At 64.7% G+C, this 24,105-nt stretch carries 24 protein-coding genes; 7 read left to right on the top strand and 17 right to left on the bottom strand.

From position 1 onward, the window contains the following. Positions 1–10: 10 nt before the first annotated feature. The 5 genes from ACCQ07_RS17710 to ACCQ07_RS17730 all read left to right on the top strand — a co-directional run bounded on the left by ACCQ07_RS17710 (position 11) and on the right by ACCQ07_RS17730 (position 5,984). Positions 11–1,312 (top strand): ABC transporter permease, encoded by a 1,302-nt coding sequence (locus ACCQ07_RS17710; protein ID WP_011348649.1) that lies wholly within the window; start codon positions 11–13, stop codon positions 1,310–1,312. 55 nt (positions 1,313–1,367) lie between these two features. Further along, a complete protein-coding gene (locus ACCQ07_RS17715) occupies positions 1,368–2,594 on the top strand; it encodes an ABC transporter permease (RefSeq protein WP_218555505.1) in 1,227 nt (408 codons plus the stop codon). 225 nt (positions 2,595–2,819) lie between these two features. Next, positions 2,820–3,125 (top strand): hypothetical protein, encoded by a 306-nt coding sequence (locus ACCQ07_RS17720; protein WP_031424968.1) that lies wholly within the window; start codon positions 2,820–2,822, stop codon positions 3,123–3,125. A gap of 160 nt (positions 3,126–3,285) precedes the next feature. Further along, positions 3,286–4,629, top strand: a complete 1,344-nt coding sequence (locus tag ACCQ07_RS17725; RefSeq protein WP_218552571.1) for a sigma-54-dependent transcriptional regulator — start codon at positions 3,286–3,288, stop codon at positions 4,627–4,629. An 8-nt stretch (positions 4,630–4,637) separates the two neighbouring features. Beyond that, on the top strand, positions 4,638–5,984 hold the full coding sequence (locus ACCQ07_RS17730; protein ID WP_218196589.1) for a sensor histidine kinase: 1,347 nt from the start codon (positions 4,638–4,640) through the stop codon (positions 5,982–5,984). 301 nt (positions 5,985–6,285) lie between these two features. On the opposite strand, the gene glmU is transcribed toward ACCQ07_RS17730, so the two are convergent. Beyond that, on the bottom strand, positions 6,286–7,650 hold the full coding sequence (glmU, locus tag ACCQ07_RS17735; protein WP_218555504.1) for a bifunctional UDP-N-acetylglucosamine diphosphorylase/glucosamine-1-phosphate N-acetyltransferase GlmU: 1,365 nt from the start codon (positions 7,648–7,650) through the stop codon (positions 6,286–6,288). 144 nt (positions 7,651–7,794) lie between these two features. On the opposite strand from glmU, the gene ACCQ07_RS17740 reads away from it, so the two are divergent. Further along, entirely contained in the window at positions 7,795–8,178 is a 384-nt protein-coding gene (locus tag ACCQ07_RS17740) for a GtrA family protein (RefSeq protein ID WP_008571035.1), read from the top strand. A gap of 518 nt (positions 8,179–8,696) precedes the next feature. Here the strand turns inward: ACCQ07_RS17740 and ACCQ07_RS17745 are convergent. From ACCQ07_RS17745 to ACCQ07_RS17795, 11 genes are all read right to left on the bottom strand, one after another. Further along, a complete protein-coding gene (locus ACCQ07_RS17745; protein WP_031424971.1) occupies positions 8,697–9,266 on the bottom strand; it encodes a chorismate mutase in 570 nt (189 codons plus the stop codon). Beyond that, a complete protein-coding gene (locus ACCQ07_RS17750; protein WP_154671624.1) occupies positions 9,263–9,433 on the bottom strand; it encodes a hypothetical protein in 171 nt (56 codons plus the stop codon). The genes ACCQ07_RS17745 and ACCQ07_RS17750 overlap by 4 nt, the downstream gene beginning before the upstream one ends. 64 nt (positions 9,434–9,497) lie before the next feature. Continuing rightward, complete coding sequence (locus tag ACCQ07_RS17755; protein WP_003484011.1) at positions 9,498–9,920, bottom strand: F0F1 ATP synthase subunit epsilon; 423 nt, start codon at positions 9,918–9,920, stop codon at positions 9,498–9,500. A gap of 143 nt (positions 9,921–10,063) precedes the next feature. Beyond that, a complete protein-coding gene (gene atpD / locus ACCQ07_RS17760; RefSeq protein WP_003484008.1) occupies positions 10,064–11,470 on the bottom strand; it encodes a F0F1 ATP synthase subunit beta in 1,407 nt (468 codons plus the stop codon). 142 nt (positions 11,471–11,612) lie between these two features. Beyond that, positions 11,613–12,476 (bottom strand): F0F1 ATP synthase subunit gamma, encoded by an 864-nt coding sequence (atpG, locus tag ACCQ07_RS17765; RefSeq protein WP_008571039.1) that lies wholly within the window; start codon positions 12,474–12,476, stop codon positions 11,613–11,615. 197 nt (positions 12,477–12,673) lie between these two features. Continuing rightward, positions 12,674–14,221: a F0F1 ATP synthase subunit alpha gene (gene atpA, locus ACCQ07_RS17770; RefSeq protein ID WP_003484004.1), complete on the bottom strand. Its 1,548-nt coding sequence runs from the start codon at positions 14,219–14,221 to the stop codon at positions 12,674–12,676. 47 nt (positions 14,222–14,268) lie between these two features. Further along, entirely contained in the window at positions 14,269–14,796 is a 528-nt protein-coding gene (locus ACCQ07_RS17775; protein WP_008571041.1) for a F0F1 ATP synthase subunit delta, read from the bottom strand. 3 nt (positions 14,797–14,799) lie between these two features. Further along, complete coding sequence (locus tag ACCQ07_RS17780; protein ID WP_003483999.1) at positions 14,800–15,270, bottom strand: F0F1 ATP synthase subunit B; 471 nt, start codon at positions 15,268–15,270, stop codon at positions 14,800–14,802. A 114-nt stretch (positions 15,271–15,384) separates the two neighbouring features. Next, positions 15,385–15,687: a F0F1 ATP synthase subunit C gene (atpE, locus tag ACCQ07_RS17785; RefSeq protein WP_002814105.1), complete on the bottom strand. Its 303-nt coding sequence runs from the start codon at positions 15,685–15,687 to the stop codon at positions 15,385–15,387. 72 nt (positions 15,688–15,759) lie between these two features. Further along, entirely contained in the window at positions 15,760–16,560 is an 801-nt protein-coding gene (atpB, locus tag ACCQ07_RS17790; protein ID WP_005914709.1) for a F0F1 ATP synthase subunit A, read from the bottom strand. Positions 16,561–16,585: 25 nt separating this feature from the next. After that, on the bottom strand, positions 16,586–16,951 hold the full coding sequence (locus ACCQ07_RS17795) for a hypothetical protein (RefSeq protein ID WP_005920882.1): 366 nt from the start codon (positions 16,949–16,951) through the stop codon (positions 16,586–16,588). A gap of 522 nt (positions 16,952–17,473) precedes the next feature. Between ACCQ07_RS17795 and ACCQ07_RS17800 the strand changes: the two genes are divergently transcribed. After that, positions 17,474–18,286, top strand: coding sequence for a hypothetical protein (locus tag ACCQ07_RS17800; protein ID WP_008571043.1), 813 nt, complete (start codon positions 17,474–17,476; stop codon positions 18,284–18,286). A 138-nt stretch (positions 18,287–18,424) separates the two neighbouring features. Here the strand turns inward: ACCQ07_RS17800 and ACCQ07_RS17805 are convergent, their stop codons facing one another. The 5 genes from ACCQ07_RS17805 to ACCQ07_RS17825 form a co-directional block, all read right to left on the bottom strand. Further along, entirely contained in the window at positions 18,425–18,724 is a 300-nt protein-coding gene (locus ACCQ07_RS17805; RefSeq protein ID WP_127166901.1) for a hypothetical protein, read from the bottom strand. Positions 18,725–18,773: 49 nt separating this feature from the next. Beyond that, on the bottom strand, positions 18,774–20,597 hold the full coding sequence (gene lpdA / locus ACCQ07_RS17810) for a dihydrolipoyl dehydrogenase (protein WP_011348660.1): 1,824 nt from the start codon (positions 20,595–20,597) through the stop codon (positions 18,774–18,776). 16 nt (positions 20,598–20,613) lie between these two features. Further along, positions 20,614–21,261, bottom strand: coding sequence for a hypothetical protein (locus ACCQ07_RS17815; protein WP_008572889.1), 648 nt, complete (start codon positions 21,259–21,261; stop codon positions 20,614–20,616). After that, positions 21,258–23,033: a dihydrolipoyllysine-residue acetyltransferase gene (locus tag ACCQ07_RS17820; protein WP_372167093.1), complete on the bottom strand. Its 1,776-nt coding sequence runs from the start codon at positions 23,031–23,033 to the stop codon at positions 21,258–21,260. Before ACCQ07_RS17820 ends, ACCQ07_RS17815 begins: the two co-directional genes overlap by 4 nt. Positions 23,034–23,162: 129 nt before the next feature. After that, the gene (locus tag ACCQ07_RS17825; RefSeq protein WP_372164423.1) at positions 23,163–23,927 is read right to left on the bottom strand and encodes a DUF2884 family protein; all 765 of its coding nucleotides are present in this window, start codon (positions 23,925–23,927) and stop codon (positions 23,163–23,165) included. Positions 23,928–24,105: the final 178 nt, after the last annotated feature.

The following is a 24,105-nucleotide window of genomic DNA, read 5'->3' on the forward strand; positions in this document are numbered from 1 at the left end:
GAGCCCACCCATGTTCGGCTACTACTTCAATCTTGCGGTACGCAGCTTCCGCCGCAACAAGGTACTGACCGCACTGATGGTGCTGGCCATCGCGCTGGGTATCGGCGCCAGCATGACCACGCTGACGGTGTTCCATGTGTTGTCGGGCGACCCGATTCCGCAAAAGAGCGATCGGTTGTTCTATGTGCAGGTGGATGCGGAACCGAAGTCCGGCTATCAGCCGGGAGACGAGCCCGATTACCAGTCCACCCGCTTCGACGCCGAGGCGCTGCTGCGTGAGAAGCGCGCCATGCGTCAGGCGATGATGTCAGGCGGAAGTGTCGCGATCGAGCCACAGCGCAGTGGATTGAGCCCTTTCAAGCTAAACGCTCGTTTCACTTCGGCCGATTTCTTTGCGATGTTCGACGTGCCCTTGCTCTACGGCCAAGCGTGGTCCGGCACAAGCGACGAGCGGCACGAACGTGTCGCGGTGATCAGCAAGTCGCTGAACGAAAAGCTGTTCGACGGTGGCAACAGCGTCGGGCGCGAAGTGCGCGTGGACAAGAACACCTTCCGTATCGTCGGCGTCCTGGATACCTGGAAGATCGACCCACGCTTCTACGACATCACAGACACCTACGGCTCGAACGAACAGCTGTATGTGCCGTTCAGTACGGCGATGGATCTGAAATTGACCCACGCCGGCGGGACCAACTGCTCCGGCAAGGTCGAGGCAGGCGACACCACCGCGCTGAATGCGCCCTGCACCTGGGTGCAGTACTGGGTGGAGCTGGAAAATGCCAAGCAGGCGGGCGACTACAAGGCCTACCTCGAAAACTATTCCGATCAACAACGTGCCGCCGGGCGCTTTACCCGGCCCAACAATGTGCGCCTGCGCAACGTGATGCAGTGGCTGGACTACAACAAGGTGGTTCCCAGCGACGTCCGTCTGCAGTTGTGGCTGGCCATGGGCTTTCTGCTGGTGTGCCTGCTCAACACGGTCGGCCTGTTGCTGGCGAAATTCCTGCGCCGCAGCGGAGAGATTGGCGTGCGGCGTGCGCTTGGCGCGTCGCGCGGCGCAATCTTTGCGCAGTGCCTGGTGGAGGCAGGGACCATCGGCCTGGCCGGCGGCATCGGCGGACTTGGGCTGGCGTGGCTGGGGCTGTGGGCCGTGCGTCAGCAACCGGTGGATTACGCCGCGCTGGCGCACCTGGATATCACGATGCTGCTGCTGACATTCGCCATTGCGATCGCCGCGAGCCTGCTCGCCGGCATCCTGCCGTCCTGGCGCGCCATCCAGGTCGCACCGGCACTGCAATTGAAGTCGTCCTGAACCTCCTGCCCGCCGCATCGCGGCGAGCCACGCTTCCTATCTTCAAGGTCAGCCCATGGACATCCGACCCATCATCTCCACCTTGCGCCGCCATAAGACGGCCGCCGCACTGATCGTGCTCGAGATCGCACTGGCTTGCGCCATCATCTGCAATTCGCTGTTTTTGATCGGCAATCGCCTGGACACGCTCCGGACTCCAAGCGGCATCGCCGAACAGGAGTTGCTCAGTATCCAGCTGGACGGCATCGGCCCACAGGCCAATGCCGATGCACGTACCCGGGAGGATCTGGCAGCGCTGCGCGCGGTACCCGGCGTGCGCAATGCAGTCATCACCAATCAGATCCCCTTCGTCAATTACTCGTCCAACACGGGGCTGACCCTGACCCCGGAGCAGGAACGCCCCACACTCAATGCCGCGCAGTATCTGGTCAGCGAAGGCAGCCTGGATGCACTTGGCCTGCAATTGAATGCCGGCCGCGACTTCAGCCCCGACGAATACATCAGCCAGGAAAAGGCTGATAACGACGATGAAGTCCGCAAGAAGGGTGCGGCGGTCATTCTGACGCAGGGGGCGGCGGACAAGATGTTCCCCGACCACAGCGCGCTCGGCAAGACCATCTACTCTGGCGACGTCCCGCTGCGTATCGTCGGAATCGTGCGCACCCTGGCGCGGCCGAACAATGTCAATGGACTGTCGGCAAAGGACTATTCGATGCTGCTGCCCATCCGTCCACCGTATAACAACGGGCAATACATCGTACGTGTTACCGATCCCTTGCGTCGGGCGGAAGTGCTGAAGGCGGCAGTGGCGGCCTTGATGAAAGTGGACAACAGCCGGTTGGTGCTGAAACAAGAGACCTACACCGAAATCCGCGAAAAGTATTTCCGCAATGATCGCGCCATGATCTGGCTACTCGGCGCAGTGTGCATCGCACTACTGATCGTCACCGCCTTGGGCATCGTCGGCCTGGCGAGTTTCTGGGTGCAGCAACGCACCAAGCAGATCGGTATCCGCCGTGCGCTGGGTGCAACGCGCAGCCAGATCCTGCGCTACTTCCAGATCGAGAATTTCCTGCTCGCCTCGGTCGGCATCGTGCTCGGCATGCTGATGGCCTACTCGATCAACGTCTGGCTGATGGCACGCTATGAATTGCCGCGACTGCCGGCAATCTACCTGCCGATTGGCGCGCTGCTGCTATGGATGCTCGGCCAGCTGGCGGTGTTCTGGCCGGCCCGCCGCGCAGCTGCAGTGCCGCCGGCTGTTGCCACCCGCAGTGCATGATGGCCGGCGTTGCTTTCCCATCGCTTGGCAGTGGGGAAGCAACCAGGCTCGCCATCCACCGTGCGTTTTCACCATCGTTACGAACCGGATTCCCTCATGTCTCGCTCTCTTGCATCATCGGCATTGATCGCCCTGACCGCCTGCTGCCTCCTTCACCCCGGCCAGGCCGATGCGGCAACGCGGGCGCACGCGGCGTCGGCCTCGTCCAGCACTTCGACGCAAGAGGTGCTCGCCATCGACGACACCCGGCTGAACTGGCGCCATGACGATCAAATTCTGGAGCTCGTCGCCAGTAGCGACGGATTGCTGGTGACCCAGGCCAGCGCGTCGCTCAGCCTGCAGTTGCAACGTGGCGACCGCGTGCGCACGGCAGGCCGAACCCAGATCACCACAATCGCAACATTGCTGGCCGCACTGCAGGCTGCTGCAGGCAACCCCATCGCCGTGGATGTCATGCGCGATGGTGTGCAGGTGCACCTGATCTGGACAGCGGCCACGTACACACCGCTGTTGCCGCCCGCGGCTCCATAACCAGCGCCGTGCCGGCAACAGCCGATGCACCCTGCATCGGCCGCTTGAGTCCGCCGACCTTGCCGCCCGGCGATCTGCCGCCCCCGCCGAGCAGCGCGTTGTCGCTGCGTGTTGCCAGTATTCTGTGCCGATCCCATCCCGCGCCTTCTTGAGCAATGCGATGCCGCACATCCTGATCATCGACGACAACACGGCCGTGGCCACTGCATTGGAAGTGCTGTTTTCGTTGCACGACATCGAGGCGCGGCACGCGCATTCGCCGCAGGCCGGGCTGGCGCTGCTGGACGAGCAGGCGTTCGATCTGGTGATCCAGGACATGAACTTCACCGCCGACACCACCTCCGGCGAAGAAGGCGAGGCGCTGTTTACCCAACTGCGTCAGCGTCATCCGGACCTGCCGGTGATCCTGCTCACCGCCTGGACGCACCTGGGCAGCGCGGTGGGCCTGGTCAAGGCCGGTGCGGCCGATTACATCGCCAAGCCCTGGGACGACACCAAGCTGCTGACCACGGTCAACAACCTGCTGGAACTGTCCGAAGCACGCCGCGAACTGGAACGTCGTCGCGAACGCGAACGCCGCGGCCGCGAGCAGCTGACCCAGCGCTACGACCTGCGCGGCGCGGTGTTCGCCGATCCGGCCAGCGAGCGCGCAATCGCCCTGGCCTGCCAGGTCGCACGCTCGGACTTGCCGGTGCTGATCACCGGCCCCAATGGCAGCGGCAAGGAAAAGATTGCCGAGATCATCCAGGCCAATTCGGCCACCAAACATGGCCCGTTCATTGCACTCAACTGCGGCGCCTTGCCAGGTGAATTGATCGAAGCCGAATTATTCGGGGCCGAAGCCGGCGCCTACACCGGCGCCAACAAGGCGCGCGAAGGCAAGTTCGAAGCGGCCGATGGCGGCACGCTGTTTCTCGACGAGATCGGCAACCTGCCGCTGGCGGGTCAAATGAAGTTGCTGCGCGTGCTGGAAACCGGCCGTTACGAGCGGCTGGGTTCCAACCGCGAGCGCCACGCCAAGGTGCGCGTGATCAGCGCCACCAATTCAGATCTGCCGGCGATGATCCGCGACGGCAGTTTTCGCGAGGATCTGTATTACCGGCTCAACACGGTGGAAATCGCACTGCCCGCACTGGCCGAACGCCCCGGCGATATCGGCCCGCTGGCCGAGCACTTCCTTGCCGGTGAAAAGCCGCTATCCGCGCACGCGCGCGATGCCTTGCAACGGCATGCCTGGCCCGGCAACGTGCGCGAGTTACGCAATGTGCTGCAACGCGCCGCCTTGCTCGCGCAGGGCGCGCGCATCGAAGCGGGCGATCTGAATCTGCCGCGTGCAACCGCGCCACGGCCGGCGACGCCGGCTGCAGGCGAGCCGGATCGCGCGCGTATCGAACAGGCGCTGGCACGCGCGCAAGGCGTGATCGCACAAGCGGCCGCCGAGCTGGGGTTGAGCCGCCAGGCGCTGTATCGGCGCATGGACCGCTACGGCATCAGCTCGGAATGAACCTTCGCATGCGGAACCGCTCTTTCACGTTTTCGCTGTTTTTACGCTTGCTGCCAGTGCTTGCGCTGGCGGCTGCATTGCCATGGTTCATGGCGTACTGGCTGGACCACGGCTGGCAGGTGGCGGCGATTTCGGTCCTCGTCCTGCTGGCAGCGATGTGGTTCAGCCTCAACCGCGCCACCGCACCGATGCGCTCGCTGTTTCGTGCGCTGGCCGGCACCACCAGCAGCTACCGCGATGGCGAATACAACTTCGGTGTGTATTGGCGCGGCAACGACGAACTGGCGCAACTGGTGCAGGCGCATGCCGAGCTTGGCGATGTGCTGCGTGCGCAGCGTAGCCATCTGGTACAGCGCGAGCTGATGCTCGACACCATGCTGCAGAACACACCGGTGGCCATGCTGCTGGTGGTCGCCGGCGGCGATGGCCTGCGGCGGATCGGGTTTTCCAACAATGCCGCACGCAAGCTGCTGTATGAAGGACGCAAGCTGGAAGGCCAGCATCTGGACGATGTGCTCGGCCGCATGCCGGCCGAATTGCGCGATGCGCTGGCACGTGGCGGGGATTGCCTGTTCGCGGTACGCGAAGATGGCGACGACGAAGAAGACGAGCAGATCTATCACCTGTCGCGGCGTAGCTTTCACATCAACGGGCGCGGGCACGAGCTGTTGTTGATCCGCACCTTGACCACCGAGTTACGCCGCCAGGAAGTGCAGACCTGGAAAAAAGTCATCCGTGTGATCAGCCACGAATTGAACAATTCGCTGGCACCGATCGCCTCGCTGGCGCATTCGGGCGCCGAGCTGCTGCGCCGCGAACGCACCGATCGCCTGGGGACGGTGTTCGAGACCATCGAAGAACGCGCGCGTCACCTGGAAGGCTTTATCCGCGGCTATGCGCGCTTTGCCAAATTGCCGCAACCGCAGCTGCAGACCATCGAATGGGCGCCGTTTTTGCAGCGCTTGCAGCAGCAGATTCCGTTCCAGATACAGGGCACGCTGACCGATGTCTCCAGCCGGATCGATGCAGCGCAGATCGAGCAGGCGCTGCTCAATCTGCTGAAAAATGCCCACGAGGCCTGCAGCGAAGCACAGCCGCCCAATAGCGATGTCGCCCTGCGCGTCACGCGCGTGCCGCAGTGGCTACGCATCGAAGTGCTCGACCGCGGCAACGGCATGAACGAAGCGGTGCTGCACAACGCACTGATGCCGTTCTATTCGACCAAGCGCAATGGCACAGGTCTTGGGCTTGCCCTCACCCGCGAAATCGCCGAAGCGCACGGCGGCCGCATCTCGCTGCACAACCGCGAACACGGCGGACTGTGCGTGACCTTGCTGTTGCCATTGGCGGCTTGAACGCAGCAAGGCTTGCAGGACTTGCGATGCAATCCATGCGTTGCATCACGCCTTCCGTCAGCGCACGCGCCCCGCGCATGTCATGGCAGCACCCCTGGGCGCGATGGACGGCCGGTCGCGCCCGGGGGCGCTCCTGCACGTTGAGCGCTCCGCCAGCGGCCGGGCCGCCTGGGCCCGCAAGCAGCCTTGACGCGTCGCGCCGAGAACGGCGGAGCTGTTGCGCGCTTCCGATGCATCGGGCCACCAAGCGCAATCAGCGCCGATGCGGCGCTGTTCCCTGCGATCCAGCGTGCACCGCAGCCTATTTCTTGGTCGGCCGCTTCCAGCCTTCGATCACGGTCTGCCGCGCACGCGTCACACTGAGCTGGCCCGCCGGCGCATCGCTCGTGATCACCGAACCGGCACCGATGGTGGAATTGGCGCCAATCTCGATCGGTGCCACCAACGCGCTGTTGGAGCCGACAAACGCACCATCGCCGATGGTGGTCTGCGACTTGTTCACCCCGTCGTAGTTGCAGGTGATGGTGCCGGCGCCGATGTTGACCTTGCTGCCGATCACCGCATCGCCCAGATAGGTCAGATGGTTGGCCTTGCTGCCGACGCCCATGGTGACCTTTTTGGTCTCCACGAAATTGCCGATATGCACGCCATCTGCCAACACGGTGCCGGGGCGCAAACGCGCGAACGGGCCGATCTGCACCGCGCCTTCGGTGACCACGCCTTCCAGATCGCTGTGCGCACGCACGTGCGTGCCGGCACCGAGCGTGACGTCGCGCAAGCGCACGAACGGGCCGATCACCACATCATCGCCCAGCGTCACATTGCCTTCCAGGATCACATCGATATCCAGCTGCACATCGCGCCCCACCCGCACGCTGCCGCGCTGCTCCACACGCGCCGGGTCGGCCATGCGCACGCCCTGCAGGCAAAGCGTGCGCGCGGCGCGCAGTTGCCAGGCACGTTCGAGCTGGGCGAGTTGCCACGGGTCGTTGGCACCCTCCACGTCCTGCGGGTCGGCCACGTGCACCATGTCGGCCGGCGTGAAATCGGCTGCGGCGCTGGCGAACACGTCGGTGAGATAGAACTCGCCCTGCGCATTGTCGTTGGACAAATCAGCCAGCCAACGGCGCAGCGCAGTGGATTCAGCGGTGAGGATGCCGGTATTGATGGTACGAATGCGGCGCTGCTCGTCATTGGCGTCCTTCTGCTCGACGATCGCGGCCACCTTGCCCTCCGCATCGCGCAGGATGCGCCCATAGCCGGTGGGATTGGCCAGTTCAGCAACCAGCACCGCCATGCGGCCCGGTGCATGCAGCAACTGCAACAGGCTTTCGCTGCGGATCAGCGGCACATCGCCATACAACACCAGCACCGTTGCCGCATCGGGTATCGCAGGCATCGCCTGCTGTACGGCATGTCCGGTGCCCAACTGCTCGCGCTGTTCGGCCCACTGCAGATCGCCTTGATCGGCGAAGGCTGCCTGCACCTGGTCGCCACCATGCCCGTACACGATATGGATCGCCGCCGGCTGCAGCTGCCGCGCAGTGGCGATCACATGCGCCAGCATCGGCTGGCCCGCCAGCGGCTGCAGCACCTTGGGCAGGGACGAGCGCATGCGCTTGCCTTCGCCTGCGGCCAGGATCACAACGTGCAGGGGCAGGGTCATCAAGACATTCCAGGCATAGGGATGTCCAAATTCTAGTCGCTGCGCCCCCTCACGTCGTTGCCCGGATGCAGCGTTCGCCCGCACTAACAACGTTTGCGCCTCGCTGCCGCTAGGATGGGCGCCCCTTTCCTTTGCCCCGCACGCATGAGTCTGTTCCGCCAAGGCAGCCAGTTCATGATCATTGGCGCCCTGCAGCTGGTCGTCGATTGCGGCATCTTCATCGCCGCCACCGCCGCAGGCATGCCTGCGGTGCCCGCCAATCTGCTCGGACGCATCGGCGGCGCCATGCTCGGCTTTTGGCTCAACGGCCGCTACACCTTCGCCCAGCAAGGCGATGCGCGGCTGGGTTGGCGACGCTTCGGCCGCTTTGCGGTGATGTGGCTGACGCTCACGCTGATCAGCACCTGGCTGCTCTCGACCACGGTAGACCTACTCGGCCTGCGTCAGGCATGGCTGGCAAAACCGCTGGTCGAAGGCGGGCTGGCGGTCGTGTCGTTCTTCCTGGGCCGGCATGTGGTGTATCGCTGATCGAGGCATGCGCAGGCGCCGAGCGATTGCTCGATCGTGTGGCGATACGACGCAAAAGGGGACACCGCTTGCGCGCAGACATCGCGCAGCACAGGCGCGGCATCTGTTCCAGTGCTGATCGATCGCGCGGATGTCCTTGTCGCTCTTATGCGGCATCCATGCTGCATCGGGTCCACACCCGGTCGGGGAACAAAAACCAGTCGCGTCGGCCGGTGTGCGTGGCATTCAGCCAGGCTGCCAGCGACCTTTCTCGTGCAGCGTCCTCGCCGATTGCATGACAGTTGACGGCATGGATGCCGTCATCGCCTCTCCAGGACGGGTAGAGGGCGCGCCTGGCGAGCGCCGAGTGCACCGCGCCTTGGACACGCTCAGCGTTCGATCTGAACGCCTGACTGCATCCACCAGGATGCGGCCGACAAAACCGCTGCAATCGCCACCAAGCGAACGCGCACACGTGTTGTCGGCCGCTCCAACCGCATGACAGCGCGTTGGTCTCGCAGACACGTTGCCGCTATGGATCAGTGGCAAAAATCGCCCAGGCCGCGCACCAGTGCCGCACGATGCAGCGCATCCAGCTGCCACTGCTCTGCGTAATGCGCAGCGGCACGCGCGGTGCTGGCCGGGCAGTCGGGCGCGCTGCGCGTCGAGGCCACATCGGCCAGCGCATCGAGCAGTTCGCTCTGCAGTTGATCCAGGCGAGCGCGCAGCGCGCTGAGATCCGGACGTGCGGTGTTCGGCGCATGTCCGCGCTCGTGCCAATGGTTGAGCAGCGCGTACTGCACCGACTTGTTGGCCTCGATTTGCGCGCCGAAGAACCGCGCCGCGTCGTCGGCATCCAGCCCATGCGCCGGCGCCTGATCGCGCACGCTCTGCAGCACCGCCGCCTCGCGCGCCTGATCCAGCACCGGCTTGCCGCTGTCCCACTTGCTTAGCGCTACCGCATCGCCAATGGCATTGCGCTGCACGATGCGATCCATCAGCAGATCCAACGGCGGCTGGCTGCGCGCCGGCCATGCGCACCCCAGCAGTCCGGCGGCCAACAGGCCGCTCACCATGTAAGCGCGAATGCCATCGATCGAACGGGTCATGCCATCTTCCTCAACGTGCCGGGATAAGCTTGCCATGCAGCGCTGCGGTGCAGCGGTGCGCCAAGGCACGCAGTGTGCCTGCCGCGCGCCACCGCGGATTCACGCACCCGCACGCGGCGCTCCAAAAACGAAAACGCCGACACGATGGTCGGCGTTTCGAACTTCATATCTGCAGACGAACTTGCAGCAGTCGGACGTGCACGCCCACCCTGGAGGTGGGCAGCCCACCGCTTAGTGCTTGAGGTTGCGACGCAAGCGCTCCAGCGCCTGCAGCTGTACTGTCGCTTCGGCCAGCTGACGCTGTGCCTCGGCCACGTCCACCGTGTTGCCACGGTTGGCCAGCAGCCGCTCGGCCTCTTCCTTGACCTTGCGCACGGCCGCCTCGTCGATGTCCTGCGCACGCACCGCGGTGTCGACCAGGATGGTCACCACCTGCGGCTGCACTTCCAGGATGCCGCCGGAAATGGCGAAATCCAGCTGTTCGCCATTGGCGGTGGTCACCACCACCTTGCCCGGCTTCAGGCGTGTGATCAGCGGCGCGTGCTTGGGCGCAATGCCCAGCTCGCCCAACTCGCCGGTAGCCACGACCAGCGTCGCCTCACCGTGGAAGATTTCCTTCTCGGCGCTGACGATGTCGCAACGGATAGTGCTCATGCTGCCTCACTCTGTGAGGCGGGGATTGGGGATGCGGGATTCGGGATTGGCAACCGCAGCTTTCACTGTGGTCACTCACCTCGTTTCCGCTCCCCAATTACCGCCGTACCAAATCCCGAATCCCGAATGCCAAATCCCGGCTCTTACGCCTTGGCGCTCATCTTGTTAGCTTTCTCGACCGCTTCTTCGATGCTGCCGACCATGTAGAACGCCTGCTCCGGCAGGTGGTCGTATTCGCCGTCGCAGATCGCCTTGAAGCCGCGGATGGTGTCCTTCAGCGACACGTACTTGCCCGGCGAACCGGTGAACACTTCGGCCACGTGGAAGGGCTGGCTGAAGAAGCGCTCGATCTTGCGCGCGCGCGACACCGACTGCTTGTCTTCTTCGCTCAGCTCGTCCATGCCCAGGATGGCGATGATGTCCTTCAGTTCCTTGTACTTCTGCAAGGTCTGCTGGACGCGCTGGGCGGTGTCGTAATGCTCGTGGCCGATCACCAGCGGATCCATCTGGCGGCTGGTCGAGTCCAGCGGATCCACCGCCGGGTAGATACCCAGCGAGGCGATGTTACGGCTCAGCGTGACGGTGGAATCCAGGTGGGCGAAGGTGGTCGCCGGCGACGGGTCGGTCAGGTCGTCCGCAGGCACGTACACGGCCTGGATCGAGGTGATCGAACCGCTCTTGGTCGAGGTGATGCGCTCCTGCAGCACGCCCATTTCCTCGGCCAGGGTCGGCTGGTAGCCCACCGCCGACGGCATGCGGCCGAGCAGCGCCGACACTTCGGTACCGGCCAGCGTGTAGCGGTAGATGTTGTCCACGAACAGCAGCACGTCCTTGCCCTTGCCGCTGGCATCCTTCTCGTCGCGGAAGTACTCGGCCATGGTCAGGCCGGTCAACGCCACGCGCAGACGGTTGCCCGGCGGCTCGTTCATCTGGCCGTACACCATCGCCACCTTGTCCAGGACGTTGGAGTCCTTCATCTCGTGGTAGAAGTCGTTGCCCTCGCGGGTACGCTCGCCCACGCCGGCGAACACGGACAAACCCGAGTGCGCCTTGGCGATGTTGTTGATCAGTTCCATCATGTTGACGGTCTTGCCGACGCCGGCGCCGCCGAACAGGCCGACCTTGCCGCCCTTGGCGAACGGGCACATCAGGTCGATCACCTTGATGCCGGTTTCCAGCAATTCGGTGCTGGAGGACTGGTCTTCATACGACGGTGCGCCGCGATGGATTTCCCAGTGGTCCGAGGCCTGCACGTCGCCGGCTTCGTCGATCGGGCGACCCAGCACGTCCATGATGCGACCCAGCGTACCGGCACCGACCGGCACCGAGATGGCGCGTTCGGTGTTGGTGGCGACCAGGTTGCGCTTCAGGCCGTCGGTGGAGCCGAGCGCAATCGTGCGCACCACGCCGTCGCCGAGCTGCTGCTGCACTTCCAGGGTGATTTCGGTGCCGTCGACCTTCAGCGCGTGATACACCTTCGGCACTTCATTGCGCGGGAATTCGACGTCGACGACCGCGCCGATGATCTGAACGATCTTGCCCTGACTCATTTTGCTGCTCCGGTTAGCTTTGTTCTGTCCGAGTGGCCGATGCCATCTCGTGGAATTTGTGATTTGGGATTCGTGATTGGGGATTCGCAAGGGCGCACTTCGCTGCGCTCCAACCAATCCCGAATCCCCAATCCCGGCGTACTTATACAGCCGCTGCGCCGCTGACGATTTCCGAAATTTCCTGGGTAATCGCCGCCTGACGTGCCTTGTTGTAGACCAGTTGCAAGGTGCCGATCATCTTGTTGGCGTTGTCGCTGGCGGCCTTCATCGCCACCATGCGCGCGGCATGTTCGGACGCAACGTTTTCCAGCACGGCCTGGTACACCAGCGACTCGATGTAGCGCGTCATCACGTGCTCCAGCACGGTGGCGGCATCGGGTTCGTACAGGTAGTCCCAATCGTGGTGCGCCACCTTGTGTTCGGCGGCCGGCAGCGGCAGCAGCTGATCGAAGCTGGCCTTCTGCGTCATGGTGTTCACGAAGCGGTTGTAGACCAGGTAGACGCGGTCCACCTTGCCTTCGATGAAGGCATCGATCATCACCTTGATCACGCCGATCAGCTGCTCCACCTGCGGGCTGTCGCCCAGGTGGGTCACGCTGCCGACCATGTTGACCTTGATGCGACGGAAGAACGCCGAGGCCTTCTGGCCGATGGTCACCACGTCGATCTCGGCACCGGTGTCCTGCCACGGGCGTACTTCGCCCAGCATCTTGCGGAACAGGTTGTTGTTCAGACCGCCGGCCAGGCCGCGGTCGGACGAGATCACGATATAGCCGACCCGCTTGACCTGTTCGCGCTCGACCAGGAACGGATGCTGGAAATCGGTGCTGGCCTGCGCCAGATGCCCGATCACCTGCTTCATCGCCTGCGCATACGGACGCGAGGTCTTCATGCGCTCCTGCGCCTTGCGGATCTTGGAGGCCGAGACCATTTCGAGCGCGCGCGTCACCTTGCGGGTGTTCTGCACGCTCTTGATCTTGGTTTTGATTTCGCGTCCGCCTGCCATACTCGCTCGCTTCGCTCGCTTAGTGAGATTCGGGAATCGGGATTGGGGATTGGCAACAGCCTCCCTACCTCACCGCTTCCGCGAACCCCGGATGCCTAACTTCTGGGATATGGGAACAACGATTCGAAATCGGCCAACGCCCCGAACCATCGCTCCTACGAATCCCGAATGCCCAATCCCAAATCCCGGCGACTGGCTTACCAGCTGCCCGTGGTCTTGAACTCTTCGATGCCTTTCTTGAAGCTGGCTTCGATGTCGTTGTCCCAACCGCCGGTGCTGTTGATCTTGGAGACCAGCTCGCCCTGGGTGTTGGCGAAGTGCGCGTGCAGGCCTTCCTCGAACGCCAGCAGCTTGTTGACCGGCACGTCGTCCAGGTAGCCCTCGTTGACGGCGTAGATCGACAGCGCCTGGTTGGCGATGGACATCGGCGCGTACTGCTTCTGCTTCATCAGCTCGGTGACGCGCTGACCGCGCTCGAGCTGCTTGCGGGTGGCTTCGTCCAGGTCCGAGGCGAACTGCGCGAACGCCGCCAGCTCGCGGTACTGCGCCAGCGAGATACGGATGCCGCCGGACAGCTTCTTGATGATCTTGGTCTGGGCGGCGCCACCGACGCGCGACACCGAGATACCGGCGTTGACGGCCGGACGGATACCGGCATTGAACAGGTCGGTTTCCAGGAAGATCTGGCCGTCGGTGATCGAGATCACGTTGGTCGGCACGAACGCGGACACGTCGCCGGCCTGGGTTTCGATGATCGGCAGCGCAGTCAGCGAGCCGGTCTTGCCGGTCACCGCACCGTTGGTGAACTTCTCCACGTATTCCTCGGACACGCGCGCGGCGCGCTCGAGCAGGCGGGAGTGCAGATAGAACACGTCGCCCGGATAGGCTTCGCGACCCGGCGGGCGCTTGAGCAGCAGCGAGATCTGGCGGTAGGCCACGGCCTGCTTGGACAGATCGTCGTACACGATCAGCGCGTCTTCGCCGCGGTCCATGAAGTACTCGCCCATGGTGCAACCGGCGTAGGGGCTGATGTATTGCATCGCGGCCGATTCGGACGCGGTAGCAGCCACCACCACGGTGTGCGCCAGCGCGCCGTTTTCTTCCAGCTTGCGCACGATGTTGGCAACGGTCGAGGCCTTCTGGCCGATCGCCACGTACACGCACTTGATGCCGGTGCCCTTCTGGTTGATCACCGCGTCGATCGCCAGCGCGGTCTTGCCGGTCTGACGGTCACCGATGACCAGCTCGCGCTGGCCACGGCCGATCGGAATCATCGCATCGACCGACTTGTAACCGGTCTGCACCGGCTGGTCGACCGACTTGCGCCAGATCACGCCGGGCGCAACGCGCTCCACCGGTGCGGTCTGGGTGGCGCCCAGCGGGCCCTTGCCGTCGATCGGCTCGCCCAGTGCGTTGACCACGCGACCCAGCAGTTCCGGACCCACCGGCACTTCCAGGATGCGGCCGGTGGTCTTGGCCACGTCGCCTTCGCGCAGGCTTTCGTAGTCGCCCAGCACCACGGCGCCGACAGAATCGCGCTCCAGGTTCAGTGCCAGCGCGAAGGTGTTGTTCGGCAGTTCGATCATTTCGCCCTGCATCACGTCGGCCAGGCCGAAGATGCGCACGATGCCGTCGGACACGCTGGTCACGGAGCCTTCGTTGCGCGACTCTGCGGACAGCTTGACCGCTTCGATGCGGGTCTTGATCAGGTCGCTGATTTCGGAGGGGTTGAGCGTGGTTGCCATCGTTCAGTCCTAGGTGCCGGCCGCGAGGGCCGTGCGTTTATGTGAATTCAGTGGGCGAGCGAGCTTTGCAGACGCGCAAGCTTGCCCTTCAGCGAGCCGTCGATGACCACGTCGCCGGTGTCGATCACCGCGCCGCCGATCAGCGACGCATCGACTGCGGTGGTGATGTCCACGTCGCGGCCGAAGCGCTTCTTCAGCGCAGCAGCGATCGTGTCGAGTTCGGTCTGGCTCATTGCAGCGGCCGAGGTCACCGTCGCCTTGACGACATGTTCGGCCTCGGCACGCAGTTGTTCGTACAAGCCTGCCACTTCCGGCAGCAGCGACAGCCGCTGCGCATCGGCAAGCACGCCGAGGAAACGCAGATAGTCCTCGCCCGCCTGCGGCGGGGCCAGCAGCGTCACTGCCTGTTCCTGGCCAAGGGCCGGGTTGAGCAGCAATGCGGCCACGCGCGGGTCGCCGGCCACCTGCGCCGAAAACGCCAGCGCATCGGACCAGGGCGCGAAGTTGCCGCCCTCACGCGCGATCGCAAACGCGGCACGGCCGTAGGGACGGGCAAGGGTGAGGGCCTGACTCATCGCTTAAATCTCCGCCGCCAGCTCGTCGAGCAGCGCCTTGTGGGCGTTGGCATCGATTTCGCGCTTGAGCAGCTTTTCTGCACCGCTGACGGCCAGCACCGAGACCTGCTTGCGCAGCTCCTCGCGGGCACGCGTGGCGGATGCGTCGATTTCGGTCTGCGCCAGATCCTTCTGACGGTTGGCTTCGGCAATTGCCTCCAGCTTGGCCGCTTCGATGATCTGGTTGGCGCGCGCATGGGCCTGATCGATGATCTCGTTGGCCTTGGTGCGTGCGTCCTTCAGTGCTTCGTTGACCTTTTCCTGCGCCTGCGCCAGGTCCTTCTGACTGCGGTCGGCCGCAGCCAGACCTTCAGCAATCTTTTGCTGACGCTCTTCGATCGCCTGCAGCAGCGGCGGCCAGATCTTGGTCGCGACGATCCAGATCAGACCGGCGAAGGCCAGCGCCTGGGCAAAGATGGTAAGGGTGATATCCATGGGTCGCTCAATCGCTGTTTAGGGGTGAAAGCGCCACCGCGCGGGCGGCGCTTTCCGACCTTCATCCGCGGATGCAACCGCCAAGGGCCGCATCCACATCCTGCTACCGCTGGATCAGCCGGCAGCCTGCGACAGACGCTCGATGAACACCTGGGCCAGCGGGTTGGCGAAGGCGAACAGCAGGCCGACGGCGACGCTGATGATGAACGCGGCGTCGATCAGGCCGGCGGTGATGAACATACGAACCTGCAGCACCGGGATCAGTTCCGGCTGGCGCGCAGCCGATTCCAGGAACTTGCCAGCCATGATGGCCAGACCGAGGCCGGCACCCAGCGCGGCCAGGCCGATCATGATGCCGACGGCGAGGACGGTGGAGCTCTGGACTTGAGCGAGGTTGGTCAGGACGGCGAGGTACATGGTGATCTCCGAACGAAAGTTTCTAAGGGTGATGGATGAAGCGGAATAAAGCAGATGAAGGGTGACGCAAACTCAGTGACTGTCTTCAGCCAGGCTCAGGTACACGATCGACAGCATCATGAAAATGAAGGCCTGCAGCGGAATCACCAGCAGGTGGAACAGCATCCAGCCCAGGCCGAATGCGCCGCCAGCAACCATGCCGGCGATGCCTGCACCGCCCAGCACCCAGATCAGCAGGAAGACGATCTCGCCGCCGAACATGTTGCCGAACAGTCGCATCGCCAACGAAATCGGCTTGCTCAGCCACTCGACGATGTTCAAAAGCAGGTTGAACGGCATCATCCACTTGCCAAACGGCGCCGTCAGGAATTCCTTGGTCATGCCGCCCACGCCCTTGGAGCGCAGCGAGAACACGATCATCAGGAAGAACACGCTGATCGACATGCCCAAGGTGGCGTTGACGTCGGCGGTCGGCACCGGCTTCCAGGCGTGCACGCCGGCCCAACCCAGCGGAATGGCGATGAAATCGGCCGGGATCATCTTGATGAGGTTCATCAACAGGATCCAGAAGAAGATGGTGATCGCGATCGGCGTCACCAGCTTGCTGCTGCCGTGGTAGGTGTCCTTGGCCTGGCGGTCGACGAACTCCAGGCAGATTTCCACGAACGCCTGCCACTTGCCCGGCACGCCGGCCGTGGCATTGCGGGTCGCCGTCCAGAACGCCAGGACCATGACCAGGCCCATCAACACCGCCATGATCAGGGTGTCGAGGTGGATGGTCCAAAACGTGCCGCCACCATCGCGAACCGGAACGATCAGGTTCTGCAAGTGATGCTGGATATAGGAGGTAGGTGTTGCTGCCTCGCCCGCCATGTGTCCGGAGCCCTTTAAGTTCGAATCAACGCCTGGCCAGAGCCAGAACCTGAAAAATCAGCCCGATGGCGATACCCGCCAACAAAGCCAGAGGAGGCAGCCGCCACAGGCCGAAGCCCAGCGCCAGCGCCACGAAAACCAACACCCACTTCAGCACCATCGCCAGGATCAGCCGCACCATGGCGATGCCCGCTGCCTGGATACCGCCACCTAGCGCGGTACGTGCCGCAACCCAACCGCCCAGCACCGTCGCAAATCCGGTCAATGCCAGACCGGCAGCGTAACGGGGACCGACCAACAGCAACCCCAGACTGGTTATAGCTACGGCGGCGAGCGGATATACCGCAGCGCGCAGCATCAACCGCCGACCCGCGTCAACGGAGTTCAGCACTACGGTTACCTTACGTGTGAATGAGTGGGAAGCGCAGCTGCGCCTCGTCGAGCCGCGAAAGTATAGCAATGGGACAAATTGCGAGACAACCGGCAGAGGTCATCGCTTGCTGCAACGCACCACATGGCTGCCCCGTCGCGGGTGGGAACTTTGCCACAAACCAGCGGTCAGAACTTGCGAGGCCTGCACATCCTCGTCGAAAGGTAGCGCCGCAGGCCGCGTCTGGGAGCCCTGGGAGACCGGGGCTCCTGCTTTTGTACGCATTTTGTCGCACCCTGCGACCTTCCCATCGGCGGTCCAATCGATTTCCTGGTTTGCGTTGCCTCCGAACGACCCTTGGCAGCGCCGCTGCACGTGTTCCGTGACTCCACCAAAGAATTAGCAAAGCGGACCGTTTTGTCCGATTGCTACGGCCGCCTTCACGCCCACTGGACGGCCCCTTCACTTTTGAAAGACGCGCGCTTATCGACTATGCGCTGCACAGGCCGAACCGCCTGACCATTCCAAGAATTCGGAGCCCCCATGAAACACCTCCTCGCACTGGCGATCCCGTGCGTCCTGGCCGTCGCCTATGTCGCGCCCGCACACGCCGAAGACACCGATGATCGCTTCCAGCTCCGCCTTGGCGCGATGAATGTCGACAACGACAACACCCTGCGCGGCAACACCCTGCTGGCCGGCAACAATGTCTCGGTCAACGAAGATTTCAAGTTGGGCGGCAAGGAATGGGAGCCGCGCGTGGATGGCGTGTTCCGCATCAGCACCCGCCAGCGCCTGATCTTCGACTACTTCAAGTACGACAAGGATCGCCGCGAGACCCTGAGCCAGGATCTGAGCGCCGGCGGCGTGACCGTGCCGTCCGGCAGCTTCATCAAGGGCGAGCTGAAGTACCAGGTCGCCACTTTCGTGTACGACTACTCGGTGATCGATTCTCCGGAATTCAGCCTGGGCCTGCAGATTGGTGCCGAGTACGCCAAGGTCGAGGCCAATGCCTACGCCGATCTGGGCACGCTGTTCAGTGGCGACGTCTTGGACGAAAGCGAAGACGGCGTTGCGCCGGTCGTCGGTATCCGCTTCACCGCGCGTCCCAGCGAACACTGGCTGTTCAATGTGCAGGGCCAGTACCTCAACACCAGTTGGGGCGACTTCGGCGACTACGATGGCGACCTGAGCCGCGCCAACGCGATTGCCGAATACCGCTTCACCAAGAACTTCGGCATTTTCGCCGGCTACGACTGGTTCAAGCTGGACGTGGACCGCGAGGGCAGCGACGGCCTGGTCGGCCTGAAGCAGGAGTTCAAGGGCCCGGTGGCAGGCGTGACGTTCGCGTTCTGATCCTCTCGGGCCCCGGGACCCGGGACCCGAAAAGCAGCTTCATGCAGAACCCCGCAGCGATGCGGGGTTCTGTCGTTTGACGGATGCGTGGCACGTAACCGACGCGGCGCCGGCCACAGGGCAGCGGCGGACACAGGCTCAGGGCGGCTTGGTCGCACCCGCTACCAACAGATGCTGGTGCGTGATGCAGTAGCACTCGTCGTGCCACCCGTAGTGCGGATCGGTGCAGATCGCATGCTGCACCGTCGCCGGCAGCGACGCCACGTCGCTGCGCAAGTCGCGCTTCAGCGAGACGAACACCGAGCCCGGATGGGGCCAGTCGGTCCTCCGCGGCGGCTCGGCGATACGGTTGCCGCCGGCCAATTCGCGCTGCAGCAGCGCCTGCAGTTCGGGACACAGATTGCCCTGCCCCACGGCGACCTCCGTGCGTGGCGTCACCGCCGCGGCGACCGTGCCACACGTGGCGGCACGGTCGTGCGGAGCGGCGTCACTTCTTCTTGGGGATGTACAGATCGGTGATGGTGCCGTCGTAGACCTCGGCGGCCATGCCGACCGACTCGCTCAGGGTCGGGTGCGCGTGGATCGTGTGGCCGATGTCTTCGGCCTCGGCACCCATTTCGATCGCCAGGCCAATTTCAGCCAGCAGGTCGCCGGCATGCACGCCGACGATGGCGCCACCGATCACGCGATGCGTCTGTTCATCGAAGATCAGCTTGGTGAAACCTTCGGTACGGCCGATGCCGATCGCGCGGCCGCTGGCGGCCCACGGGAACTTCGCCACGCCCACCTTCAGGCCCTTGGCCTTGGCTTCGGTCTCGGTGACGCCGACCCAGGCGATTTCCGGGTTGGTGTAGGCCACCGACGGGATCACCCGCGCCACCCATTCCTTCTTCTCGCCGGCAGCCACTTCGGCAGCCAGCTTGCCTTCGTGGGTGGCCTTGTGCGCCAGCATCGGGTTACCGACGATGTCGCCGATGGCGAAGATGTGCGGCACGTTGGTGCGCATCTGCCGATCGACCGGAATGAAGCCGCGCTCGGTGACGGTGACGCCGGCCTTTTCCGCACCGATCTTCTTGCCGTTCGGGCTACGGCCCACGGCGACCAGCACGCGGTCGTACGTGGTGGCCTGCAGGCCGGGCTTTTCGCCTTCCACAGCCGCTTCGAAGGACACGGTGATGCCGGCCTTGTCGGCCTTGACGTCGGTGGCCTTGGTCTTGAGATGGACCTCGACGCCCTGCTTTTTCAGGCGATCGGCCAGCGGCTTGACCAGGTCCTTGTCGGCGCCCGGCATCAGCTGGTCCATGAACTCCACCACGGTGACCTTGCTGCCGAGCGCGCTGTACACCGTGGCCATTTCCAGGCCGATGATGCCGCCGCCGACCACCAGCAGGGTCTTGGGAATGTCGTGCAGCTCCAGCGCGTCGGTGGAGTCCATCACGCGCTTGTCGTCCCATGGGAAGTTGGGCAGCTTCACCGCCTGCGAGCCGGCGGCGATGATGCAGTGCTCAAAGCGCAGCAGTTGGGTCTTGCCGTCGTCGCCGACGATTTCCAGCTCGTTGGGCGAGACGAAGCTGGCCACGCCGGTGACGGTGCGCACCTTGCGCTGCTTGGCCATGCTGGCCAGGCCGCCGGTGAGCTTGCCGACCACTTTTTCCTTGTACTCGCGCAGTTTGTCCAGGGCGATCTTGGGCTGGCCGAAGTCCACGCCGAAGTCGCCGGCATGGGCCACTTCGTCGATCACCGCGGCGGCATGCAGCAGCGCCTTGGACGGGATGCAGCCGACGTTGAGGCAGACACCGCCCAGGCTGGCGTAGCGCTCGATCAGCACCGTCTCCAGGCCCAGATCGGCCGCACGGAAGGCAGCGGTGTAGCCGCCGGGGCCTGCGCCGAGCACCACCATCTTGCATTCGATGTCGGCCGGCTTGCCGCTGGCCAGCGCCGGCTTGGGCGCGGCCGGCTCGGCCGGGGCACGGTGCGACGGCGTCACCGGCGGCTTGCTGCCCGGTGCGGCGGCAGGCGCTGCAGCGGCCGGGGCAGCCTTGGGTTCGGCCTTGGCCGGCGCGGCAGCCTCGCCTTCGGTTTCGAGCAGCAGCACGAGCGCGCCTTCGGACAGGGTGTCGCCGACCTTGACCTTGAGTTCCTTGACCACACCGGCCGCCGAGGACGGCACTTCCAGCGTGGCCTTGTCCGATTCCAGCGTCACCAGACCCTGGTCCTTGGCCACGCTGTCGCCGACGGCGACCAGCACTTCGATGACGGGGACATCGCTGTAATCGCCGATGTCGGGAACCTTGATTTCAATGACCGCCATTTGCTTCTCCTGTAGCTCAACCGGCCGTGCCGGCAAGCGTCTGCTGGAGTTCATCCAGCGACGATTCGATTTGGGTCCAGCGCTTGTCGCGCTTCTTTTCCTTGCCTTCGCTGGCTTCGATCAGCAGCGCGGCCTGTTTCAGCAGCAACTCGCCGGCACCGCAGCTGGGGCGCGCGCCGCTGTAGCGCACGCCATCGACCTGGAACGAGAGCACTTCGCCCTCGCTCACCGGCGCGGTGCGTCCGTTCGGTGCGAGCTGGGTCAGCGTGTTGGTCCAGTTGCTGACCAGGCGCTTGGCCAACGGCGCCGGGATCGGGACCTCGACCGTTTCCGGGGTCTGCTCGGTGCGGAACTGCACGCTGCCGCGGTCGGTCTGGCTGACCCAGCTGTAGACGCGCTCGTCGGCGCGGCTATGCCGCAGGGTCCAGTCGGCGCCTTCCTTGCCCGGCACCAGCGACACCGCGCTCTCTACCCCACGTGTGGGCAGCGTCAGCAACGACAAGGCCGGCTTGGTGCCGCCATCCAGCAGCGTGGTCACGGCAGTGCCGTAGTTGCCCACGGCCGGCGGCCAGCCGCGGCCGAGCGTGCTCTCGCATTCGCGTGCGGCCGCGTTTGCCCACGGCAGCACGCCGAGCGCGGCGATGGTCAGCAGCGCGGCCCTCACAGCAGGACGCGACGCATGTCGGCCAGCACCTGGCTGAGGTAGGTGGTGAAACGGGCTGCCAGGGCGCCGTCGATGACGCGGTGGTCATAGCTCAGCGACAACGGCAGCATCAGCTTCGGCGCGAACTCCTTACCGTTCCACACCGGCTGCATCGCCGACTTGGATACGCCCAGGATCGCCACTTCCGGCGCATTGATGATCGGGGTGAACGCGGTGCCGCCGATACCGCCGAGCGAGCTGATCGAGAAGCAGCCGCCGCTCATGTCGGCCGGGCCCAGCTTGCCGTCGCGCGCCTTCTTGGCCAGCTCGCCGCTTTCCTGCGCGATCTGCAGCACGCCCTTCTTGTCGACATCGCGAATCACCGGCACCACCAGGCCGTTGGGCGTATCGGCCGCAAACCCGATGTGGAAGTACTTCTTCAGGGTGAGGTTTTCGCCGGCCGCATCCAGCGAGGCGTTGAACTCGGGGAACTTCTTCAGCGCCGCGGCGCTGGCCTTGATCAGGAACGCGAGCATGGTCAGCTTGATGCCGGCCTTCTCGTTTTCCTTGTTGAGCGCCACGCGCAGGGCTTCCAGGTCGGTGATGTCGGCCGACTCGAACTGGGTGACGTGCGGAATCATGGCCCAGTTGCGCGCCAGGTTGGCACCGGAAATCTTCTTGATGCGCGACAGCGGCTGGGTTTCGGTCTCGCCGAACTTGCTGAAGTCCACCTTCGGCCAGGCCAGCAGGTTCAGGCCGTTGCCGCCACCGGCAGGCGCAGCGCCGGCTGCGGCCGGTGCGCCGCCGCTGAGTGCAGCCTTCACATACCGCTGTACGTCTTCACGGGTGATGCGGCCGCCCTTTTCGCTGCCCTTGAGCTGGTTCAGGTCCACGCCCAGTTCGCGTGCGAACACGCGCACCACCGGGCTGGCGTACGGCACCTTGGACGGCAGCACGCTGTCGGCATCGAAGGTCACCGGCGGGCTGCTCGGGTTGCCCGCGGACGGTTGGCCACCCTGCGCTGCCTGCGTGCCAGCGCCGGAACGCGCGCCCTGCACCTGCGCGATTTCGCGCTGGGCCAGCTTGTCCGGCTCGGCCGGGACGGCAACCGGCTCGACCTTGCCCGCGGTTTCGGCGGTGTCGGTGGTGGGCTTGGCCGGCGACTGCGCCGCACCGGTGCCGCCATCGCTGGCCGCAATGATCGCCACCACATTGCCCTGCGAGAGCGTGTCGCCGACCTTGACCTTGAGTTCCTTGACCACGCCGGCGGCCGAGGACGGGACTTCCATCGTGGCCTTGTCCGATTCCAGCGTGACCAGGCTCTGGTCCTTGGCGACGGTATCGCCCACGGCCACCAGCACCTCGATCACCGGGATGTCGGTGTAGTCGCCGATATCGGGCACGCGCGCTTCGATCAGGCCGCCGTCCGAGGAAGCCGCTGGCGCAGCAGATTCGGCCTTGGCGGCCGGTGCCGGGGCGGCGGCGGGCGCCGCCTTGGCCGGTGCGGCGGGCGCCGCGGCAGCGGCGGGCTTGGCGGTCTCGGCGCCGGCATCGGCCACTTCGATCAACGCCACCAGCGCGCCCTGCGAGAGCGAATCGCCGACCTTGACCTTGAGTTCCTTGACCACGCCCGCCACCGACGAAGGCACTTCCATGGTGGCCTTGTCAGATTCCAGCGTGACCAGGCTCTGGTCCTTGCTGACCGTATCGCCGACGGACACCAGCACCTCGATTACCGGGACGTCGCTGTAGTCACCGATATCGGGGACAAGTGCTTCCTTGATTTCGGCCATACGGGGAACTCCGGCAACAGAATGGGGAAACCCCTATTGTGGCCGGCTGCGGGCCGCAGCGCCAACCATTGCCGTGCAAAAAATCGCGCGCCCGGCGAGATGCAGCGTCCGCATGCGTGCGTACGCCGATCATTTCGCCGCGCGCCGATCGACCCGCAACAGTTGCAGTGGCTCGCCCGACGGCAAACGATACGCTAGCGCATTGTCCAGCGCATCGAGCGCTTCCAGGCGCTGGCACAACTGGTGCGCGCGTGGCCGCAATGCACGCGCCTGCGGCTCGACCAGGCGCTCGATGCGCGCCTCCATGCCATCGAGCGAACGCAGCTGCACGTCATTCCCGGTGATCGCGGACTGCACCGCACCGGCCACCACATCGCCGATCAGCTGCGGCAGCAACTCGGCCACCAGCGCGCCGATGTCGTCGTCGATATCGATCGGGGTCAGCTGGCTCTTGCCGAAGCTCTGCTTCAAGCGCACATCGATCTTCTCGCGCACGTTTGCCAACTGCGCGCGCCTGGCGTCGGGGCTGCGACTGAAGCCGGCGGCCACCTCGCCCAATGCAGTGACTGCGATATCGGCCGCTTCGCGCCCGACTGCCTGCGCCAGCGGCACCACATCGCGGGTCTGGCGCTCGAACTGGACCAGGCGGGCGCGATCGTCTGCGCTCAATGCCACCCAGCGGTCGTCGACGAACAGGGCGCCCTGGCGCATCACCAGCCGCTGCGGCGTGCCGGATTCGCGGATCAGGATCAGGCTGCGGGCGTTGAGCGTGAGGTCGTAATCGCTGCTGACCTCGCAGTGCAGGTCCTGGTCCTTGGCAGCGGCCACCCCTGCGCCGCTCAACAGCCCGAACAGCGCAGCTGCTGCCACCGTGATTGCGTGTTTGATCGCCATCTCGCCACTCCGTTGCGGACCGGTTGCAGCATGCCTGCGCCTGTGGCACGCAGACCTGTGCCGGAGGCTGGCATGACTTCTGGCCAATGGCCGCCACGCGCGCAGCGCGGTGTCGACCGCAGGCAGGCAGGCAGCGTGCGTCAACGATCAGTGCGGGGGCACCGCGACGGCGGCGCGG

The sequence above is a fragment of the Xanthomonas sp. NCPPB 3583 genome, assembly GCF_041475715.2.
In the GTDB taxonomy this organism is placed as follows: Bacteria; Pseudomonadota; Gammaproteobacteria; order Xanthomonadales; family Xanthomonadaceae; genus Xanthomonas; species Xanthomonas euvesicatoria.

Bases quoted from the DNA above. Each gene is read 5' to 3' on its own strand.
- ACCQ07_RS17710 (WP_011348649.1), top strand. From the start codon at position 11: ATGTTCGGCTACTACTTCAATCTTGCGGTACGCAGCTTCCGCCGCAAC.
- ACCQ07_RS17715 (WP_218555505.1), top strand. From the start codon at position 1,368: ATGGACATCCGACCCATCATCTCCACCTTGCGCCGCCATAAGACGGCC.
- ACCQ07_RS17725 (WP_218552571.1), top strand. From the start codon at position 3,286: ATGCCGCACATCCTGATCATCGACGACAACACGGCCGTGGCCACTGCA.
- ACCQ07_RS17730 (WP_218196589.1), top strand. From the start codon at position 4,638: ATGCGGAACCGCTCTTTCACGTTTTCGCTGTTTTTACGCTTGCTGCCA.
- glmU (WP_218555504.1), bottom strand. From the start codon at position 7,650: ATGACCCTGCCCCTGCACGTTGTGATCCTGGCCGCAGGCGAAGGCAAG.
- ACCQ07_RS17740 (WP_008571035.1), top strand. From the start codon at position 7,795: ATGAGTCTGTTCCGCCAAGGCAGCCAGTTCATGATCATTGGCGCCCTG.
- ACCQ07_RS17745 (WP_031424971.1), bottom strand. From the start codon at position 9,266: ATGACCCGTTCGATCGATGGCATTCGCGCTTACATGGTGAGCGGCCTG.
- ACCQ07_RS17750 (WP_154671624.1), bottom strand. From the start codon at position 9,433: ATGAAGTTCGAAACGCCGACCATCGTGTCGGCGTTTTCGTTTTTGGAG.
- ACCQ07_RS17755 (WP_003484011.1), bottom strand. From the start codon at position 9,920: ATGAGCACTATCCGTTGCGACATCGTCAGCGCCGAGAAGGAAATCTTC.
- atpD (WP_003484008.1), bottom strand. From the start codon at position 11,470: ATGAGTCAGGGCAAGATCGTTCAGATCATCGGCGCGGTCGTCGACGTC.
- atpG (WP_008571039.1), bottom strand. From the start codon at position 12,476: ATGGCAGGCGGACGCGAAATCAAAACCAAGATCAAGAGCGTGCAGAAC.
- atpA (WP_003484004.1), bottom strand. From the start codon at position 14,221: ATGGCAACCACGCTCAACCCCTCCGAAATCAGCGACCTGATCAAGACC.
- ACCQ07_RS17775 (WP_008571041.1), bottom strand. From the start codon at position 14,796: ATGAGTCAGGCCCTCACCCTTGCCCGTCCCTACGGCCGTGCCGCGTTT.
- ACCQ07_RS17780 (WP_003483999.1), bottom strand. From the start codon at position 15,270: ATGGATATCACCCTTACCATCTTTGCCCAGGCGCTGGCCTTCGCCGGT.
- atpE (WP_002814105.1), bottom strand. From the start codon at position 15,687: ATGTACCTCGCCGTCCTGACCAACCTCGCTCAAGTCCAGAGCTCCACC.
- atpB (WP_005914709.1), bottom strand. From the start codon at position 16,560: ATGGCGGGCGAGGCAGCAACACCTACCTCCTATATCCAGCATCACTTG.
- ACCQ07_RS17800 (WP_008571043.1), top strand. From the start codon at position 17,474: ATGAAACACCTCCTCGCACTGGCGATCCCGTGCGTCCTGGCCGTCGCC.
- lpdA (WP_011348660.1), bottom strand. From the start codon at position 20,597: ATGGCGGTCATTGAAATCAAGGTTCCCGACATCGGCGATTACAGCGAT.
- ACCQ07_RS17820 (WP_372167093.1), bottom strand. From the start codon at position 23,033: ATGGCCGAAATCAAGGAAGCACTTGTCCCCGATATCGGTGACTACAGC.
- ACCQ07_RS17825 (WP_372164423.1), bottom strand. From the start codon at position 23,927: ATGGCGATCAAACACGCAATCACGGTGGCAGCAGCTGCGCTGTTCGGG.